Genomic DNA, 16,943 nt, shown 5'->3' with positions numbered 1-16,943 from the left:
CTCACGATGCCGTGGAAAGTCCGTCGCAGCATCTCGACAAGAGCGGGTGCGGCGCAGTTGCGAACGCCCCGCACTGTCGAGCCCGCGGAACTTCCTTGCGGCGTCCCCGGGTCAGGCCGGCGCGTCGCCGGTGCGGCCGGCGTCCCCCACGGCCACGCGGATCTCGCGCAGGAGCGCCTCGCTGCGGGTCACGAGGTGGGGCAGGCCGAGCCGCCGGTGGGCGTCCCGTCCGGCCTCCGCGTGCGTCAGGGCGGCCGGAACATCGCCGACCCGGTGCAGGAGCCGGGCGACCACGTGGTGGAGCGTTCCCCACGACAGGCAGCCCGTGCCCATGGTCATGAGCTCGCCGGCGATCGGCCGCAGCTCGCCGAGCAGCTCGTGCGGGTCGGGCCGGCCGAGCTCCGCGGCGACCAGGGCCCACTGCCAGGCGACGAACTGCCACGTCCAGTCCCGTGGCCGCACCGCGCCCCAGCGGTCGATCAGGCGATGGGCCAGCTCGCGGTCGCCCGCACCCAGCGCGGCCAGGACCGCCGTGGGCCGCACGATCAGATCGGACTCGTCGGCCGCGGCCTCGACCAGGTCCGTCAGCAGTGGGCTGGGCCGTCCCTGGCACCAGTCGGCGAAGAACGCGTAGATCAGCTTGAGGACGTCCGTCCCCCACAGACTGGTGCGGCGGTAGCTGCCGGTGCCGATGACCGCCTGCCGGTCCATCTCCGCCCAGTCACCGGCCAGCATCGCCCGCCCGGCCGCGGCGTACGCGACCTGCGTCTCGATCTCCGGCATCCGCACCTCGGCGGTGAGCCGCAGGCAGCGGGCCAGTTCCGCGTCGTAGTCGGCGAGCATGCCCGCCTTCAGGAACTTGGGCATGCGGTGCAGGCGGGCGACGATCTCGGTGGCCCTGGGCAGGCCGGGCAGGCCCAGCATCTCCTCGGCCGCCCGGTAGCGCTCCTCCTCGTGCTCGGGTGTCCAGGCCGCGATGACGAAGTTGTTCAGCGTGCGCGCCAGCAACAGGGGGTCGCCGGTGCGCCGGGCCAGTTCCACGGCCTCCAGGGCGTGACGGCGGCCCTCCTCGCGCCGGTCGCCGTAGTACAGCTCGACGCCGAGCGTGCCGAGCAGCTCCGCGCGGGTGCGCACGGCGTCCGGGGCGAGCCGGGCGAGCTGGTCCTCCAGCACGCTCACCATGCGCTGGTCCACCACCCCGTACGAGCGCCAGTTCCACAGGGTGACGCCGCCGAAGACGGTGGCCGCCTCGATGACGGCCGCGTCGTCGCCGATGCCGGTCGCGAGCGTCACGGCCTCGTCCAGCGCGCTCCGGGCCCCCTCCACGTCACCGGTCACCCGCCGGGCCTTGCCCAGGCCGATCAGCAGGCCACACCGGGTGGCGGCGGGACCCGGGCCGCAGGCGTCGAGGGCCTGCTCCCAGTGCAGCACGGCCTCGTCGTAGGCGAGCCGGGCCGTCGCCTGGCCCGCCGCCTCCACGGCGTACGAGACGGCCTTGTCCGCGTAGCCGACCCGGGCGGCCAGCCCGAAGTGGTGGGCCAGGGTGGGCAGGCGCGACCCGGCCTCACCCCACCGCAGGGTCTCGATGGCCTCGCCCACCCGGCCGTGGAGCTGGGCCCGCTGTCTGCGGCTGAGCCCGGAGTACAGCGCCTCCTGCACCAGCGCGTGGGAGAAGCGGTAGTCCCAGCCGCCGTCCACCTCGACCAGCAGTCCGGTCGCGACGGCCGGTTCGAGCAGCATCATCACCCGGGCTCCGCCGACTCCGGTCGCGGTCTCCAGCACGTCGGCGTCCACGTCCCTGCCGATCACCGCGGCCGCCCGCAGCAGGGTCTGGGAGTCCTCGGGCAGCCGCGACACCCGCTGACCGATCACGTCGCGCACGCCGTCGGGCACCGCCAGCGCGAGCACGTCCGCCACGCCCACCCCGCCGTCCGGATGGGTGCTGGTCAGCAGGCGCAGCAGCTCGCCCAGGAAGAACGGGTTGCCGCCGGTCCTGTCGTGCAGCGCGGAGGCGAGTTCGGGCCCGGGGCCGGCCCAGCCCGTCTCGCGCAGGTAGTCGGCGATCTGCTCGGGAGTGAGCGGAGCGACGCTCATCCGTTCGGTGCCGCGCTGGCGGGTCAGCTCGCCGAGCGCCTCGGTCAGGGCCTGCCTGTCCACCGCGGGCTCGGGCCGTACGGTGGCCAGCACCAGGAGCGGAACGCGGTGCAGGTCGGCGCCGAGGAAGGTGAGCAGCTTCAGCGAGGCGGCGTCGGCCCAGTGCAGGTCCTCCACCACGACCAGCACGGGGGCGTCCGAGGCCCGCCGCGTCAGGGCCCGCGCCACGCTGTCGTGCAGCAGGAACCGGGCGGTGTCGGGGTCGGCCGTGTCCGTACGGTCGCCGTCGGAGAGGCGGTGGGCGAGCCGGGCGAGGTCGCCGCCCGCCTCCCCGGACTCTCCGGACTCGCCGGTCCCCGGGGCGCCATCCGCTGACGAAGCTCGGGACGTGTCCGGGGCATGCGCCGTTTCCGGGCCATGGGACGCTACCGGGGCATGGGCCGCCGCCGGGCCTCGGGACGTCTGCGGAGCCCGGCCGGCGCCCAGGGCGTTGAGCGTCTGAATCCAGGGCCAGAACGCGGGGGCGCCGCTGCCTTCGACGCACCGGCTCCAGGCCACCCCGACCCCGCGCTCGGCCGCCATACCGGCGGCGGCCTCCGCGAGACGGGTCTTGCCGACGCCGGACTCCCCGCTCACCAGGAACACCCCGCCCACGCCCCGGCGCAGGTCGTCGAGCCGCCCGGCGATCCGGCGCAGGTGGGGCTCGCGCCCCACCAGTCCCGGAGCGGCCGCGTCCCCGGCGCTCCTGTCCCCGGTGCTCCTGTCCCCGGCGTTCCTGTCCCCGGCGTTCCTGTCCCCGGTGCTCCCGCCGGCTGCGCCGCCCCCGGCGCCTACCCCGGCGCCTGCGCCCGTGCCTTCCCGGCCGCCTATCCCGCCGCCTTGCCCGGTGACTTCCCGTGCGCCCGCGGCCGTCTCCGGCGGCACGGCGGCCATGGGGGCCCACACGCCCGCCAGGGACTCGTTCTGGAGGAGGATGGCCTGCTCAAGCCGCCGCAGTTCGGGGCTCGGGTCGAGGCCCAGCTCGTCGCCGAGCAGCGTGCGGCAACGCTGGTAGGCGGCCAGCGCCTCGGCCTGCCTGCGCTCCCGGTAGAGGGCCCGCATGAGCAGCGCCCACAGGCCCTCGCGGTAGGGGTCCAGTTCGAGCAGGCGCTCGACCTCGACCGTCACATCGGCCGCCCGTCCCAGCGCGAGCCATGCCTCGGCGCGTACGGTCAGCGCGTGCAGGCGGGTTTCGCTCAGACGGGCGATGGTGGACCGGGCGAACGGCTCGTCGGCCAGGTCGGCCAGCGGCTCGCCCCGCCACAGCGCCAGCGCCGGGCCCAGGATCCGCTCGGCCTCCTCGGGACGGCCCGCGGCCAGCGCGGCGCGCGCGGCCTCGGCCGCCCGGCCGAACCGCTCGGCGTCGACCTGGTCCGGCTCGATGTCCAGCAGGTAGCCGGGCTCCCGCGTACGCAGCACCCGGGCCGGGGAGCGGGGGCTGCGCCGGGGTTCGAGCGTCCTGCGCAGGTGCGAGATGTACGCCTGGAGCGTTCCCGTGGCGCTGGAGGGCGGCTCATCCCGCCACAGCCGGTCGATGAGCTGGTCGAGCGGCACGACATGGGGCGCGTTCAGCAACAGCAGCGCCAGCACGGCCCGCTGCTTGCGGGGCCCGAGATCGAGGATCGTCCCCGCGCCGTCGGCGACCTCCAGCGTGCCGAGGAGGCGGAAGTCCAGAGCGGAGCCCCGGCGGCCGTCCAAGCCCGGGGGCGGCGCCGGTAATCGCGCGCCGTCGATGCTCATGCGCATCACAACTCCCGAAAGAGCCAGGTGGCCCAGGGCCGGATTTCTGGCTCATCATACCCGTATGTCCGCTCGTTCTCACGGGAGAAACCACGGTTCGTCGCGGCCCTGAAACCGGCGTTCCCCAGCAGGGAGCGCAGGCCGTCGTCCCGGGGACCGGGGAGGAACCACACGGCCCGCACGCCGTCCGCGCGCAGCTCCATCAGCAGGTCGTCGAGCAGGCGGCGGCCCAACCCTCGGCCCAACCCTCGACCCAACCCCTGGCCCAACCCCTGGCCCAGCCCCCGGCCGTGGCACGGCTCGGCCACGGCGAGCACGTGCAGCAAGGCCCACTGCGGGACCTGCCGGGGCGACGCGGTCTCCAGCAGCGCGGCGGCGAGCGGGGCGGCGCCGGCCGGCCGGGCGAGGTCGGTCAGCACGTAGAGACGGCACCGGGCGGCCGGGACCTCGCGCAGGACGTGTTCCAGCGCCGGGCCGATGATGCCGGCTCCCGGCGCGCCCGGGTGCGCCGGCACCTCGCGCAGCAGCAGTGTTCCCGGTGACGTGCCCGGTGACGTGCCCGGTGACGTTTCCGGTGACGTTTCCGGAGACGTGCCTGGCGACGTTTCCGGCGACGCGGCGTACCGCGGCGGGCGCTTCTTCGACGGCGACGACATCGCCCCAGCGTGCGGGGGCCGTCTTGGACATTCCTAGTGCGTCTCTAGGATCCCTTCGCGACGTCCTGCCGCACCCCGGCCCGGCAGGCGCAAGAAAACACCAAGACCCGGCTGCGACAACTGTCACCGTCACAGCAGACGACATCCGAAGGACGGACATGCACAGCACCATCGAAGACGCACTGCGGGGACAGGTCGCCGGCCGGGTCCTGGCGCCGGGACAGGACGGGTTCGAGGAGGAGGCCGCCGGGTTCAACCTCGCCGTGCGCCACCGGCCCGCTGTGATCGTCGCGGCGCGGGACGCAGGCGACGTGGCCGCGGCCGTACGGCTCGCCGCCGCGCACGGGCTGCCCGTGGCCGTGCAGTCGACCGGCCACGGCGCCGTGCAGGCTGCCGACGGCGCGGTCCTGATCAGCACCCGCGCGATGCGGGAGGTCGTGGTGGACCCCGCCGCCCGCACCGCCACGATCGAGGCCGGCTGCACGTGGGGAGAGGTCATCGCCGCCGCCGCGCCGTACGGCCTGGCTCCACTGTGCGGCTCGGCGACCGGCGTCGGCGTGGTCGGCTTCACGCTCGGCGGCGGCATCGGGCCGATCTCGCGGACCTTCGGGTTCGCGGCCGACCACGTGCGGGAGCTCACCGTCGTCACCGGGGACGGCGTGGCGCGCACCGCCGACGCGGTCCGCGAGCCCGACCTGTTCTGGGCGCTGCGCGGCGGCAAGGCCGGGTTCGGCGTCGTCACCTCGATCACCCTGGACCTGCTGCCGCTCACCGGCGTGTACGGCGGCGGCCTGTTCTTCGCCGCCGAGGACGCCGGGCGGGTCCTGCACGCCTACCGCGGCTGGGCCGGCACGCTGCCGGAGACCACCACCACGTCGGTCGCGCTGCTGCGCCTGCCTCCGCTGCCCGAGCTTCCGCCGCAGCTCAGCGGCAGGTTCGTCGTCCACCTGCGGGTCGCCCACGTGGGGGAGGGGCAGGAGGCCGAGGCGCTGCTGGCCCCCATGCGGGCCGTGGCCGAGCCGGTGCTCGACGCCGTCGGGCCTCTGCCGTACGCCGCGATCGACTCCATCCACCAGGACCCGACCGGGCCCATGCCGGTCGCGGAGCGGGGCGCGCTGCTGCGCGAGCTGACCGCGGAGACCGTGGATGCGCTGCTCGCGGTCGCCGGCCCGGCCGCGCAGGTTCCGCTGGCCGTGGTCGAGCTGCGTCAGCTCGGCGGCGCGCTCGCCCGTCAGCCCAAGGAGCCCAACGCCGTGGGCGGGCGCGACGGCGCCTTCACGCTGCTGGCCATCGGCGCGCCGGTGCCCGAGCTGATGGACACGGCCGTCCCCGCGGCCGTACGGGCCGTGATCGAGGCCCTCGCGCCCTGGTCGACCGGCGGCGCACTGATCAACTTCCAGGGCGGCGCCCTGGCTCCCGAGCAGATCTCCCGGGCCTGGCCGCAGGAGACGCTGCGGCGGCTGGCGAAGCTGCGCGAGGTCTACGACCCGGCGAACCTGTTCCGCTTCGGCCACGTCGTCCCCCGCCAGGGCTGAGCATGGTCCTGTGACGGATGCTCGTGTGCTCGGCGTCGACGCGTGCAGGGCGGGCTGGATCGGGGTGGTCCCGCCCGCCTGCCCCCGGGACGGGGGCGCGGCGCGTGCCTACTTCGCGCCCGGCGTCGCGGACCTGGTCGCCCTGGTGGACGCGGACGGCGAGGTCGCCGTCGTGGCGGTGGACATGCCGATCGGCCTGCCCGACGGTCTCCGCGATGTCCATCCCGATGCTCCCCCCGGCGGCCCTGCGCCCCCTGGAGGCCCTGCGTCCCCTGGAGGCCCTGCGTCCCCTGGAGGCCCTGGGGGCCGGGGCCGCCGCCGGGCCGACGTGCTGGCGCGCAAGGAGCTCGGCCCCCGGTGGCGGTCGGTGTTCATGACCCCGGTGCGCGCCGCGATCGAGGCGGACGACTACGCCACGGCCGTGGCCGTCAACCGCCGGCTGACCGGCGAGGGCGTCTCCCGCCAGGCGTTCGGGCTCAAGGAGAAGCTGCTGGAGGTCGAGCGCTGGGTGCGGGAGGCGGGCAGGCGCGTCGTGGAGATCCACCCCGAGCTGAGCTTTGCCCGGCTCGCCGGGGCGCCCCTGCCACACCCGAAGACGACGTGGGCGGGCGCCGAGCGGCGGCGTGAACTGCTGGCGGCGGCGGGCGTCGTGCTCGCGGGCGACCTCGGCCCGGCCGGGGCGGCGGCGGGAGTGGACGACGTGCTCGACGCGGGCGCCGCCGCCTGGACGGCCCTGCGGGTGGCATCCGGGGAGGCGCGGCCCCTGCCCGATCCTCCCGAGGTCTTCTCCGACGGCATCCCCTGTGCCATCTGGGCCTGACCACGCCCGGCCGGGGCGGTGAGACAACCCCGGACATGGAGCCGTACGCCGCGTCCCCGGGAGGTGCGGCGTACGGCCGGGGGAGCTCAGGCGAGGTGCTCGGCGAGCCGGTCGAAGAACTGGAGCCAGCCCGCCTTGGCGGCCTCGGCGTGCGCCTCGTCGGTGTTGTAGCCCTCCTGCGTGAACCTCATCTCCGTACGGCCTCCGAGGTCGGTGAGCGTGACGGTCGCGACCGAGGCCACGGCGCCCTCCTGGTTGTCCGGGTCGCCGGTCGTGAACACCAGCCGCTCGGGGGCCGTGATCTCCCGGTAGACCCCGCTGAGAGGGGCCTTCGCGCCCTCCGGCGACACGAGGCACGCGCTCCACTCCCCGCCGGGACGCAGGTCGATGGTGATCAGCGAGACCGGGGTGGTGAAGCCGCGCGGGCCGAACCACCGGCTGAAGCGCTCCGGCTCGGTCCACGCCTGGAAGACGGTCTCGCGGGGAGCGTCCAGGACGCGGGTGATGGTGTATTCGAGGTCGGGGGTGTTCGTCATCGTCATGCCCTTCGTGGTCAGGAATCCGGACGTGCGGTCTCGCAGGGAAGGTCAGGGGAAGAGTCGGGAGAGCCAGGACCGCCAGGCGGCCTCGACCTGCTCCTGGTCGGCGTCCTCGGCGAAGACGTGGTGTCCGAGGACGACCACGTTCCCCCGCTTCGGGCCGGAGTGGATGAACCGGTAGAGCCCGTCGGCGGTCCGCAGGCCGAGGAAGGCCGGGAAGCCGGTGTAGTCGACCACCCCCTCCTCGGGCGGCAGCCCGTCCACCGCGAGCCGTACGGGGTCGCCCTGCCGGACCGTGGCCGGCAGCCCAAGCGCGTCCCTGATCGCCGCCCAGGCCGGCTCGCTCTCGGCCGCCTGGGGGCGTGCGGCGGACACGACCGTGACCGGGCGGCCGCGGAAGTAGGTGAGGTACTGGGCGAGCTTGTGCAGGTACATGTCCCAGCCGACGCCCATCGCCTCGAACTCGGTCTCCCAGTCGTCGCCGAGGAACCCGTGCTGGACCAGGCGCAGGACCGTGCTGCCGTGATCGCGTCCCTCGACGAGGTACTCCATCGCCATGAACGTGCCGTCGGGGTTCTCGTCGCTCCGGAACGCGAACCGCTTGCCGGGCTCGTACCCGGTAACGGTGGTGCTCTCACTGTTGCCGAACATGGTGAACCGGCCGCGGCCGCCCTCGGCGGACGGGATCTCGGTGCGTCCCATGAACCAGGAGTCCACCCCCGGGCCGGTGGCGATCGCCTCCCAGACCTGCTCGGGGGTCGCGTCCAGCTCGATTTCCTTGCGTAGCTCGAACTCGTGGGGCACGCTTCAGCGCTCCTCGGTGTCGGCCGTCCGGGGGACGGCGGGATGGACGGCGACGACCAGCCGGTGCTCGCGCCCGCCTTCGGCCGAGTCGTCGTGGTACTTGCTCACGAGCGCGGCCACGGCGGCCGACAGCTCCTCGGCGAACGCGGCGCGGTCGGCGGCCGAGGCGAAGCGCACCCGGCCGTCGATGGCGAACGTCGCGAGCTTCTTGCGTGCCTGGGACGCCCCGATGATCAGCGTGCCCACGTCGCGTACGAGCTGGGCGGCGAGCGCCAGCAGCCACCGCGCCGACAGCCGGTCGGGGGCGCGCGACGGGTCGGGCGCGACCGACGCCAGCGCGGCGGGGGAGATCACGAACGACGCCGCCGTCGCCCGCATCACCCGCTCGTTGACGTTGCCCTTGCGGCGCTCCTCGACCAGCTCCACGAGGCCGTGCCGCTCCAGCGTCTTGAGATGGTAGTTCACCTTCTGCCTCGGCAGCCCCACCTTGGCCGCCAGCATGGTCGCCGAGCTGGGTTCCGTAAGCTCGGCGAGCAACCGTGCCCGCATCGGATCCAGCGATGCCTCCGCCGCCGCCGGGTCCTCGATCACCGCCACGTCTTTCATGCCTCAAGGATGGCCTCCGACAAACTAATTTGTCAAGGCAAAGAGAGATGTCGGCGAGGCGTCGGCGCCTGAGTGCCAAATCGGCCTTATCTACTCATTACGCCTATAACGTTGTGCGACTGATCTGTCACGCGATGTAATCACATCGGCGATGGGTCGGACCTACTGGCTCCGAAGGAGTGAATATGACGTTCACAGCTATGAACCCCACGACCATGGCGACCACGCTGGGGTACGGCGCTCAGCACCAGATCTCGCCCCTGCAGCAGCTCGGTCAGCAGATCCTGGGGGCGCAGCACCAGCTGTCGCCTCTGGCGATGATCCAGCAGGAGGAGCACATCCTCCCGCAGGAGCACCTGGTGAGCCCGGTGACCTTCTGGACCAAGGTCGCGCGGTACAGCGTGCGTTACGGCGCTCCCGCTGCCCGTCAGATGCTGGAGGGTGTGCTCTACCAGCACCAGGTCCGCGAGCAGATCCAGCAGCAGGTTCAGCAGCAGGTGCTTCCGCCGCAGGTTCTGCAGGCCCTTCAGGCCATCCAGGCCCAGGCCCAGCAGATCCCGCAGGTTTACGGCCAGCCGTACGCCACCCAGGCGTACGCGCAGCACCCCGCTCAGCAGGCCCTGCAGCTCGGCATGCAGCCCGTCATGCCCCAGCACATCCAGGCGGCGTACGGGCAGCAGGTCCCGCTGACCATGCAGCCGCTGTCGCAGGTTTACGGCCAGGGCTACGGCCAGGGCTACGGCCAGGCCTATGGCCAGGGCTACGGCCAGGGTTACGGCCAGATGCACCAGCAGGCCGCTCAGCAGGTCCCGGTGCCGGCCGGTGCCGCACTCTGATCGGAGGAACACCGTGGAGTCGATGGGTCCCGGGATGAGTCCGGTGACGCCCCCTGCCGTGGGAGTCGCGACGGGGTATCCGGCACAGGTCGCGCCGTTGCAGGCGCACTGCGCCGCGACGCTCCAGCGGCTGTACGGCTGGCTGCAGGCGTCACTCCCGCAGGCGCCCCAGGTCGCGGGGATCATCCCGCTGCTGGTGCAGGCGGTACAGCTGTACCGGGCCGGGCGGTACGACGCGTGCCTCGCGCAGATCCAGTTCGCGCTCGGCGCCGTCGCTCCCGGACGGCCCACGGTTCCACTGCTGTGACGTGATCACCTCGGTGGCCCGGACCGGTCGGCGGCCGGTCCGGGCCCCCGCCGTCCCGAGACCGGCGAAATGTGATGACAGAGCCTGAGCTGCCGTCCGCGCCGTACGAGGCGTGGCCGGCCACACCAGCCTGAGCTGGGGAGAGTCGAGACGTTTGTGACCAGTAACGACAAGCCCAAGGACGGAAGCGAGGAGCCGCGCCCGGCGTCACCGCGGGGGCGGCAGGCGTCCCGCCAGGCGCCGCAGCCGGTGGAGCCCAGGCCACGGCGCTACATGGTGGCCGCGCTGCCCCAGCCGCATCCGGCGGTGCCGGGAGCAGCCGTGCCGGCTCTCGACGGCGACACGGTGCGCAGGCTGCTGGAGGACGACCCCGAGGTGCGCGTGCTGCGCCGCCTGCGGGGAACGGCGGGGAACCCGGGGGCTCAGGCCCCCGGGTTCCCCGCTGTGGTCGTGGCGGAGATGACCGCCGAGCACGTCGAGGCGCTGCGGCGGCAGTATCCGCAGCTCTACTTCGAGCGCGATCGGCTGCTCACCTACAGCGACGTGCCCCAGCCGCCGCGCAGGCGGCGGTCCGCCCCGGCCGTGGTGCCGCCGGGCGTGGAGAGCACGTTCGCCTTCCTGGTCAGGGACGCGGACGGCACACCGCTGCCCGGCGCGAGCGTCCTGGTGACGGGGCACGGCTGGCCCGCCCAGACGTCCACGGGGACCGACGGCCGCGCGGTGGTCACGATGGTCGGGGAGACTCCGGAGTCGATCAACGGGGTGACGGTCCGGCCGCGCTCCGGCTACTGGAGCGTCCACATCGACCGCCCCGCCCTGTCCACGACCCGGGACAACCTGATCGAGCCGATGCGCCTGTCGGAGACCTTCAACGGTTTCCCCGGCAGGCAGGTCTTCGGCTGGGGTCAGCAGGCGATGAACCTCGACCGCCTGCCGCCCACGCTGCGCGGCGCGGGGGTCAGGATCGCCGTCATCGACTCCGGGGCCGACATACGGCACCCCGACCTGCGCGACCGCGTCCACGCCGGCGTCGACCTGGTCGGCGGCGAGCCGGACGGCTGGTCCGTCGACGCCGCCTACCACGGCTCCCACTGCGCGGCCGTCGTCTCCGGCGCCGACGACGGCCGCGGTGTCGTCGGCTTCGCCGTCGAGGCCGAGGTGCACGTCTGCAAGATCTTCCCGGGCGGGCGGTTCAGCGACCTGATCGAGGCGCTCGACTACTGCGTCGAGCAGCGGATCGACGTCGTCAACCTGAGCCTGGCGAGCAGGCACCACTCGCCGCTCGTCGCCGCGAAGATCGAGCAGGCGCGCGAGGCGGGGGTGGCGTGCGTGGTGGCCGCGGGCAACGACGGAGGACCGGTCGGCTTCCCCGGCATCCTGCCGGGCGTGCTGACCGTCGCGGCCGTCGGCAAGTCCGACGCGTTCCCGCCCGGCACCGCCCACGAGGCGGAGATCCGCGGGCCGGTGACCGGCGACGGCTTCTTCTCGCCGCGCTTCACCTGCCATGGTCCGGAGATCGACGTGTGCGCCCCGGGCGTGGCCGTCCTGTCGGCCGTGCCTCCGGACGGGTACGCCGCGCTGGACGGCACCTCCATGGCCGCGCCGCACGTCGCCGGCCTCGCGGCACTGGTGCTCGCCCACCACGGCGACTTCCGGGGCCTTTTCAGCGGACGGGACGCACGGCGGGTCGATCACCTCTTCCACATCATCAGGTCGAGTTGCGTCCCGCTGAACCTCGGCGACCTCCACCGCACCGGTGCGGGGATGCCGAACGCGCTGCGCGCTCTCGCGCCGGCCCTCGCGCAGATCACGCCGGAGCCGGTCGAGGCCGACACGCTGCTCGGGCAGCTCACCGCCGAGATGACCGGCGCGGGACTGCTCGTGCCGGCGGGCGGGGGCCCGGACGGCGACTCCGGGCATACGGGCCGGGGCGGCAAGACGGGCCCCGGGGCGCAGCCCGGCATGACCCCGCAGGCGGCGTACGGCGCGGGTGCGACGGCCAACGGGCCGGTGCCCGGCGGTCTCGTCACCGGTGGGCGGCGCGGGCGCGCCACGTCGACCGGCGGCGCCTCGCCGGCCGGCCAGGGCGGAGCGCCCGGCGGCACGGGAACACGGGGCAAGCGAGGGGGGACGGCCGCCGACCGGCCGTACGCCACCGGGCCCGGCGGGGGCCGGCCGCCCGGCGGCGCGGCGGACGACGCCCCGATGGCTCCCCGTACGGCGAACGGCATGCCGGCGGGCGGGATCGGCCCGTCCGGAGGCGAGCAGGCCGCCATGGCCTGGCTGAGGGAGGAGATGCGGGCCGCGGGGCTCCTCGGCGAGGACCCGGCCGACCCCACGGAATGAGACAGATGACGCCGTGGGCTGCGGACGCCGTTGAAAGAGGACGTTGTGGACTCAGGACGCGGTGGACTGAGGACACCGTCGCATGGGGTCATCGAGCGCGGCGTGGACTCCCGGGGGCTCCGGTGGAGCCCCCGGGCGCGCGGCGCTCTCCGCTACCTGTCCCGTCCCGGGCGCTCCGGTCTCCGGCCGGCGCGGGCCGCTGCCTGTGTCGCCGCCGGAGATCGGGTCGCGGTTTCAGTACGCCTCGTAGGCGGGACCGGCGAGCTGGGCCACGTCCTCCGCGCCGTCCCCGATGAGTTTCGCCCCCAGGTCGGCGAGGGCCCGTCCGGCCGCCAGCTCGTCACCGATCTCGGGCACGGGCCTGTCGGACGGGTTGCGGCGAGCTCGGCCGACGCTTTCGTGGCGTTGCCCCGCGGGCGTGTAGAGCACGGCGGTCGCGGTGGTGACGTCGTCGTTGTCGTCCTCGTTCACGAAGATCTCGACGGTCCAGCGCTTCGATTCCATGTCGGACCACCTCCAGGACTCCAGCATCCCTCCCGGCCGGGGGGCCTCGACACCGGCCCCGGGCTGAGGACCTACGACCCTGGAGGGCCGTGGCCGGCGGTGGTCACATGGAGGAGGGCTCCTGGCAGGAAAGGCCAGTGAGGAAGGAAGGAGCGTCCATGCCCGGCCCGATCATCGTCGGCACCGACGGTTCGCCCGCCGCGACGGCCGCCGTGCGGTGGGCCGCGGACGACGCCGCCCGGCGCGGCTGCCCGCTGCGCTTCGTCTCGGTCGTGGACCACTGGGCCTACGGCATCCCGAAGTTCCCCGTCTCGGGCGGCGACCCGCTCACCGCGCACGCCGAGCGGGCGCTGTCCGCCGCGGAGGCCGTGGCCCGCGAGCGGCAGCCGGACGTGAAGATCAGTACGGAGATCATCGAGGGCATTCCCTCCCGCGTCCTGCGGGACAAGGCCAAGGAGGCCGTCGAGATCGTGCTCGGCAGCAGGGGACTGGGCGGCTTCGCCGGAATCGTCCTCGGGTCGGTCAGCACCAACGTCGCCGGGCACGCCTCGTGCCCGGTCGTCGTCGTACGGCCCGGGTGGAGCGGCGAGAGGGGGGAGATCGCGGTGGGCGTGGACGACTCGCCCGAATGCGAGCCCGCTCTGGCCTACGCGTTCGAGCAGGCCAGGGCACACGCCGACACGCTTCGGGCCGTGCACGCCTGGCATCTGCCCGCCCATCCGCTCGCGCCCGAGATCACCTATGACGTGGAGGAGGTGCGCGAGGCCCACCAGCGCGTCACGCAGGAGAAGCTGGCGGACCCGCGGAAGCGGTATCCCGAGGTGCCGGTGCGCGAGGAGCTCGCCTACGGGCATCCGGTCGACGCGCTCGTCCAGGCGTCGCGCGCGGTCGGCCTGCTCGTGGTCGGGTCCCACGGCAGAGGCGCGGTGGGCTCGGCGATGCTCGGCTCGGTCAGCCGGGGGGTGCTGCACCACGCCGAGTGCCCCGTCGCCGTCGTACGGTCGCCGTCGGCGCCCTGAGCCGAACGAGCTCCGGCCTGCCCGCGCCCGAACGAGTTCCGGGACTGCCCGCGCAGAACGAGGCCTTCCTTCACGCCTAACGAGCTCGGGCCCGTCCGCGCGGCGCGGACGGGCCCGGCGTGGGCCGCCTCAGCTCTGCTGCTGCCCGCCTCCCGGCTTCTCGATGGGGATTCGCCTGCGCTCCTCCCGCTCTTCGGCGAGCCGCACACTCACCTCGAGGATGCCCTTGTCATAGGTGGCCTTCACGTCGTTCTCGTCCACGTTCTGCGGCAGCACGACCGACCGGGTGAAGGCCCCGTACCGGAACTCGGTGCGGTGCGCCTGCCGCTCCTCGTGGCGGCGTTCCGCGTGAATGGTCAGCATGCCGTTCGACACGCTGATCTCCACGTCCTTGTCCGGGTCGATCCCGGGCAGTTCGGCGCGCAGCACGTACCGGCCGTCCTTCACGTAGTCCTCAAGCCGCATCTGCTGTCCGGCCATCGGCCGGAGCGCGGCCATCGGCGCCTCCAGCAGGTCGAACAGGTCGGGAACGAGACCTCTGGACTCCCGTCGCATCGGAGCGCTCATGCCTGTCACCTCCGTCCGGCAGAACTCATCACTAACGAAATACCCGGAAGAAATCGGACAAATCACCACGACTGGGCCGCTACCTTGTGCGATGTTCCTTCGATATCCACCATCGCCGGCCGCTCTGATACCGGGCTGTCGCCGTCCTGACGCCATCGTGGATCATGTGAGCCTGCCCCCGCCGAAGGTGCACCTCACGCGGCTGCGCCTCCTACAGCCGGGCCCGCACCGCAAGGTCACCCTGCAGGTAGGCAACAGACCGCCGGGACAACGGGAAGACCGCGCGCAGCCTCGCGCCCGGGCTGTGCGGGACCACCTGGAGGGTCCCTCCGTGAGCCCGGGCGATATCCCGGGCGATCGGCAGCCCCAGCCCCGAGCCCCCCGTGTCCCGGGCGCGGGCGTGGTCCAGGCGGGTGAAGCGGTCGAAGACGCTGGTGTGGTGTTCCGGGGGGATACCGGGGCCGTCGTCCACGACGTCGAGGACGGCGTGGTCGCCCGGAGACGTGAGGGTGACGTGGACTGACGTGGAGGCGTGACGGACCGCGTTGTCGACGAGGTTCGCGACAAGGCGGCGGAGTCGGTCGGCGGAGCCGTTGACGAGCAGGTCGGGGGTGAGATCGAGATACACGTGGACGTCCGGACGAGGGCGCTTGCGGACGGCCTCCTCGGCGACGACCTGGGCCAGGTCCAGTTCCTCGGCCCGCAACAGGGGTTCGCCGGCATCGAGCCGGGCCAGCAGGAGGAGGTCGGCGGAAAGGGACTGGAGGCGTGCGACATCGTCCAGTGCCGCAGTCGCCAGCGGCTTCTCGGCGGGCCGGGCCAGCTCCAGCCGGGTTCGCAGGACCGCCAGTGGGCTGCGGAGTTCGTGTGCGGCGTCGGCGACGAACTGTCGCTGCGCGTCGACGGCGGTCTGCAGTCGGTTGAGGGTCGCGTTGACGGTGCGGGCCAGTGCCGCGATCTCGTCTCGGGTATCCGGTTCCGGTACGCGTTCGTGCAGGCCGTACGCGGTGATGTCGGCGACCTTCGCTCTGATCGCGGAGACCGGCCGCAGCACTCGGCCGACCGCCAGCCAGGTGAACAGCGCGACCACTGCGAGGAGCGCCGGAACCCCCGGGATCAGCAGGTTCCTCAGCGTGGTCATCGCCGCCAGAGCGGGTACCTTGGAAGCCTTTCCGAGGACGGTGACCGGGCCGTCCTCGGTCTCGAACGTCCGTTTGACCACGAGCACGGCCTCGCCGGATAACGGGGGGCCGTCGGCTTCGCCAGTGGCAGCCGAGCCCGGCATCGGTCCCTTCCCGCCAGGCGGCACCGGTCCCTTTCCACCCGGCGGCACCGCTCCGTCTCCGTCCACCGGCTCACCCGGCCCCGACTCCGCCTTCAGGTGTTCCATCTTTGCCTTGGCGTCGTTCGCCGCCAACTCCTTGGTGGAGGTCGTCAGGCTCGAGTCCAGCGCGGCGAACAGCGCGATCGAGGCCAGGCAGAGCGCCGCCGCCACCGCCGCGGTGGCCGTCAGCGTCGTGCGCAGGCGTACTCCCATGTCAGCCCTCCAGCCGGTAGCCCACGCCCCGCACGGTTTTCAGCGTCGTCCGCCCGAACGGTTTGTCGATCTTGCGGCGCAGCGCGCTGATGTAGACCTCGACGACGTTCGAATCGCCGTCGTACGCGAAGTCCCACGCCTGGGCGAGCAACTCGGACTTGGTCACCACCTCGCCCGTGTGCCGCGTCAGGCAGTGCAGGATCGCGAACTCCTTGGGTGTCAACGCGATCTGTACGTCCCCGCGACTGCACCGCAGCCCCGCCGGATCGACCCGGAGATCTCCGACGGTCAGCACCGTCGGCCGCTCCCGCACCTTGCGCCGGGCCAGTGCCCTGAGTCGCGCCAGCAGTACGACGTACGAAAACGGCTTGGTCAGATAGTCGTCCGCGCCGGTGTCCAGTGCCTCCGCCTCGTCGTACTCTCCGTCCTTCGCGGTCAGCATGAGGATCGGCGTCCAGTTCCCGGCCTCCCGCAGCTTCGCGCAGACCCCATAGCCGTGCAGCAACGGCAGCATCACGTCCAGCATGATCACGTCGTACGAATGCTCGGTCGCCATCCACAGGCCCTCGCGCCCGTCGTAGGCGAGATCGACCGCGAAGCCCTCTTTGGTCAGGCCGTCTTTGAGCAGCTCGGTCAGCCTGCGTTCGTCTTCCACCAGAAGTAGGCGCACGTCAACAGGGTGAAGGCACGCACCTAAGGTAAACATGAAGATCGTCTTTTACCTCTTCAGGGTCGCTTCAGGTGTAGGGGCCCAAACTGCTGAGCGTTTCGTCAACCGATCATGGGCAGCCGATCTAGGGAGTGACCAGAGAGTGAAGAAGAGGAGCATGATTCTCGCGGGGGTCGTCATGACGGTGGGCCTCGGCGTCGGCGGCGCCACGGCCGCGTCCGCGACCTCCACCGGCGCCCCGAAGCCGGGGGTCGCCTGCGTCGTGAAGGGGAGGCCGACGACCGCGGAGGAGGGCAAGTCCACCGTCAAGGTCGACCGCGACGG

Annotated in this window: 15 protein-coding genes; 6 read left to right on the top strand and 9 right to left on the bottom strand. The window is 73.0% G+C overall.

Annotated features, from left to right (window positions below; genetic code table 11):
* Window positions 1–111: 111 nt before the first annotated feature.
* Window positions 112–3,879 (bottom strand): ATP-binding protein, encoded by a 3,768-nt coding sequence (locus tag ACIBK1_RS11015; protein WP_081903203.1) that lies wholly within the window; start codon window positions 3,877–3,879, stop codon window positions 112–114.
* Window positions 3,879–4,388: a hypothetical protein gene (locus ACIBK1_RS11010; RefSeq protein WP_030505598.1), complete on the bottom strand. Its 510-nt coding sequence runs from the start codon at window positions 4,386–4,388 to the stop codon at window positions 3,879–3,881. The genes ACIBK1_RS11015 and ACIBK1_RS11010 overlap by 1 nt, the downstream gene beginning before the upstream one ends.
* Window positions 4,389–4,687: 299 nt before the next feature.
* On the opposite strand from ACIBK1_RS11010, the gene ACIBK1_RS11005 reads away from it, so the two are divergent.
* Both ACIBK1_RS11005 and ACIBK1_RS11000 read left to right on the top strand, forming a co-directional pair.
* On the top strand, window positions 4,688–6,064 hold the full coding sequence (locus tag ACIBK1_RS11005) for an FAD-binding oxidoreductase (RefSeq protein ID WP_030505597.1): 1,377 nt from the start codon (window positions 4,688–4,690) through the stop codon (window positions 6,062–6,064).
* A gap of 10 nt (window positions 6,065–6,074) precedes the next feature.
* Complete coding sequence (locus ACIBK1_RS11000) at window positions 6,075–6,884, top strand: DUF429 domain-containing protein (protein WP_396734059.1); 810 nt, start codon at window positions 6,075–6,077, stop codon at window positions 6,882–6,884.
* An 86-nt stretch (window positions 6,885–6,970) separates the two neighbouring features.
* Here the strand turns inward: ACIBK1_RS11000 and ACIBK1_RS10995 are convergent, their stop codons facing one another.
* Genes ACIBK1_RS10995 through ACIBK1_RS10985 form a run of 3 tightly spaced genes read right to left on the bottom strand, consistent with a single transcriptional unit; the run spans window position 6,971 to window position 8,833 of the window.
* On the bottom strand, window positions 6,971–7,426 hold the full coding sequence (locus ACIBK1_RS10995; RefSeq protein ID WP_143734203.1) for an SRPBCC family protein: 456 nt from the start codon (window positions 7,424–7,426) through the stop codon (window positions 6,971–6,973).
* A gap of 45 nt (window positions 7,427–7,471) precedes the next feature.
* Entirely contained in the window at window positions 7,472–8,227 is a 756-nt protein-coding gene (locus ACIBK1_RS10990) for an SRPBCC family protein (protein ID WP_030505594.1), read from the bottom strand.
* Window positions 8,228–8,230: 3 nt separating this feature from the next.
* On the bottom strand, window positions 8,231–8,833 hold the full coding sequence (locus ACIBK1_RS10985; RefSeq protein ID WP_030505593.1) for an ArsR/SmtB family transcription factor: 603 nt from the start codon (window positions 8,831–8,833) through the stop codon (window positions 8,231–8,233).
* A gap of 185 nt (window positions 8,834–9,018) precedes the next feature.
* Here ACIBK1_RS10985 and ACIBK1_RS10980 point away from each other — a divergent pair, with 185 nt between their 5' ends.
* The 3 genes from ACIBK1_RS10980 (at window position 9,019) to ACIBK1_RS10970 (ending at window position 12,322) form a co-directional block, all read left to right on the top strand.
* Window positions 9,019–9,669, top strand: coding sequence for a hypothetical protein (locus tag ACIBK1_RS10980; RefSeq protein ID WP_357317184.1), 651 nt, complete (start codon window positions 9,019–9,021; stop codon window positions 9,667–9,669).
* Between the two features lie 43 nt (window positions 9,670–9,712).
* Complete coding sequence (locus tag ACIBK1_RS10975; protein WP_156080711.1) at window positions 9,713–9,976, top strand: hypothetical protein; 264 nt, start codon at window positions 9,713–9,715, stop codon at window positions 9,974–9,976.
* Window positions 9,977–10,132: 156 nt separating this feature from the next.
* A complete protein-coding gene (locus tag ACIBK1_RS10970) occupies window positions 10,133–12,322 on the top strand; it encodes a S8 family serine peptidase (RefSeq protein WP_387072064.1) in 2,190 nt (729 codons plus the stop codon).
* Between the two features lie 234 nt (window positions 12,323–12,556).
* On the opposite strand, the gene ACIBK1_RS10965 is transcribed toward ACIBK1_RS10970, so the two are convergent.
* Window positions 12,557–12,826, bottom strand: coding sequence for a DUF1876 domain-containing protein (locus tag ACIBK1_RS10965; protein WP_030505589.1), 270 nt, complete (start codon window positions 12,824–12,826; stop codon window positions 12,557–12,559).
* A 158-nt stretch (window positions 12,827–12,984) separates the two neighbouring features.
* On the opposite strand from ACIBK1_RS10965, the gene ACIBK1_RS10960 reads away from it, so the two are divergent.
* Complete coding sequence (locus tag ACIBK1_RS10960) at window positions 12,985–13,845, top strand: universal stress protein (RefSeq protein ID WP_357317179.1); 861 nt, start codon at window positions 12,985–12,987, stop codon at window positions 13,843–13,845.
* Between the two features lie 129 nt (window positions 13,846–13,974).
* On the opposite strand, the gene ACIBK1_RS10955 is transcribed toward ACIBK1_RS10960, so the two are convergent.
* The 3 genes from ACIBK1_RS10955 to ACIBK1_RS10945 form a co-directional block, all read right to left on the bottom strand.
* Window positions 13,975–14,412 carry an Hsp20/alpha crystallin family protein gene (locus ACIBK1_RS10955; protein ID WP_030505587.1) on the bottom strand — a complete coding sequence of 146 codons (438 nt, stop codon included), beginning with the start codon at window positions 14,410–14,412 and terminating at the stop codon, window positions 13,975–13,977.
* 211 nt (window positions 14,413–14,623) lie between these two features.
* Window positions 14,624–15,949 (bottom strand): sensor histidine kinase, encoded by a 1,326-nt coding sequence (locus ACIBK1_RS10950; protein WP_396734055.1) that lies wholly within the window; start codon window positions 15,947–15,949, stop codon window positions 14,624–14,626.
* Between the two features lies 1 nt (window position 15,950).
* Entirely contained in the window at window positions 15,951–16,619 is a 669-nt protein-coding gene (locus ACIBK1_RS10945) for a response regulator transcription factor (protein ID WP_076434530.1), read from the bottom strand.
* Between the last annotated feature and the right edge of the window lie 324 nt (window positions 16,620–16,943).

Origin of the sequence: Microbispora rosea (genome assembly GCF_044460045.1) — a bacterium.
GTDB classification, from domain to species: domain Bacteria; phylum Actinomycetota; class Actinomycetes; order Streptosporangiales; family Streptosporangiaceae; genus Microbispora; species Microbispora rosea.
The sequence above is the reverse complement of the archived record's forward strand: the minus strand, read 5'-3'. Positions and strand labels throughout refer to the sequence as shown.

What these genes read in the sequence shown, in the direction of transcription:
- ACIBK1_RS10955 (WP_030505587.1), bottom strand. Translation starts at nt 14,412, where the DNA reads ATGAGCGCTCCGATGCGACGGGAGTCCAGAGGTCTCGTTCCCGACCTG.
- ACIBK1_RS11005 (WP_030505597.1), top strand. Translation starts at nt 4,688, where the DNA reads ATGCACAGCACCATCGAAGACGCACTGCGGGGACAGGTCGCCGGCCGG.
- ACIBK1_RS10960 (WP_357317179.1), top strand. Translation starts at nt 12,985, where the DNA reads ATGCCCGGCCCGATCATCGTCGGCACCGACGGTTCGCCCGCCGCGACG.
- ACIBK1_RS11015 (WP_081903203.1), bottom strand. Translation starts at nt 3,879, where the DNA reads ATGCGCATGAGCATCGACGGCGCGCGATTACCGGCGCCGCCCCCGGGC.
- ACIBK1_RS10950 (WP_396734055.1), bottom strand. Translation starts at nt 15,949, where the DNA reads ATGGGAGTACGCCTGCGCACGACGCTGACGGCCACCGCGGCGGTGGCG.
- ACIBK1_RS10980 (WP_357317184.1), top strand. Translation starts at nt 9,019, where the DNA reads ATGACGTTCACAGCTATGAACCCCACGACCATGGCGACCACGCTGGGG.
- ACIBK1_RS10965 (WP_030505589.1), bottom strand. Translation starts at nt 12,826, where the DNA reads ATGGAATCGAAGCGCTGGACCGTCGAGATCTTCGTGAACGAGGACGAC.
- ACIBK1_RS10995 (WP_143734203.1), bottom strand. Translation starts at nt 7,426, where the DNA reads ATGACGATGACGAACACCCCCGACCTCGAATACACCATCACCCGCGTC.
- ACIBK1_RS10985 (WP_030505593.1), bottom strand. Translation starts at nt 8,833, where the DNA reads ATGAAAGACGTGGCGGTGATCGAGGACCCGGCGGCGGCGGAGGCATCG.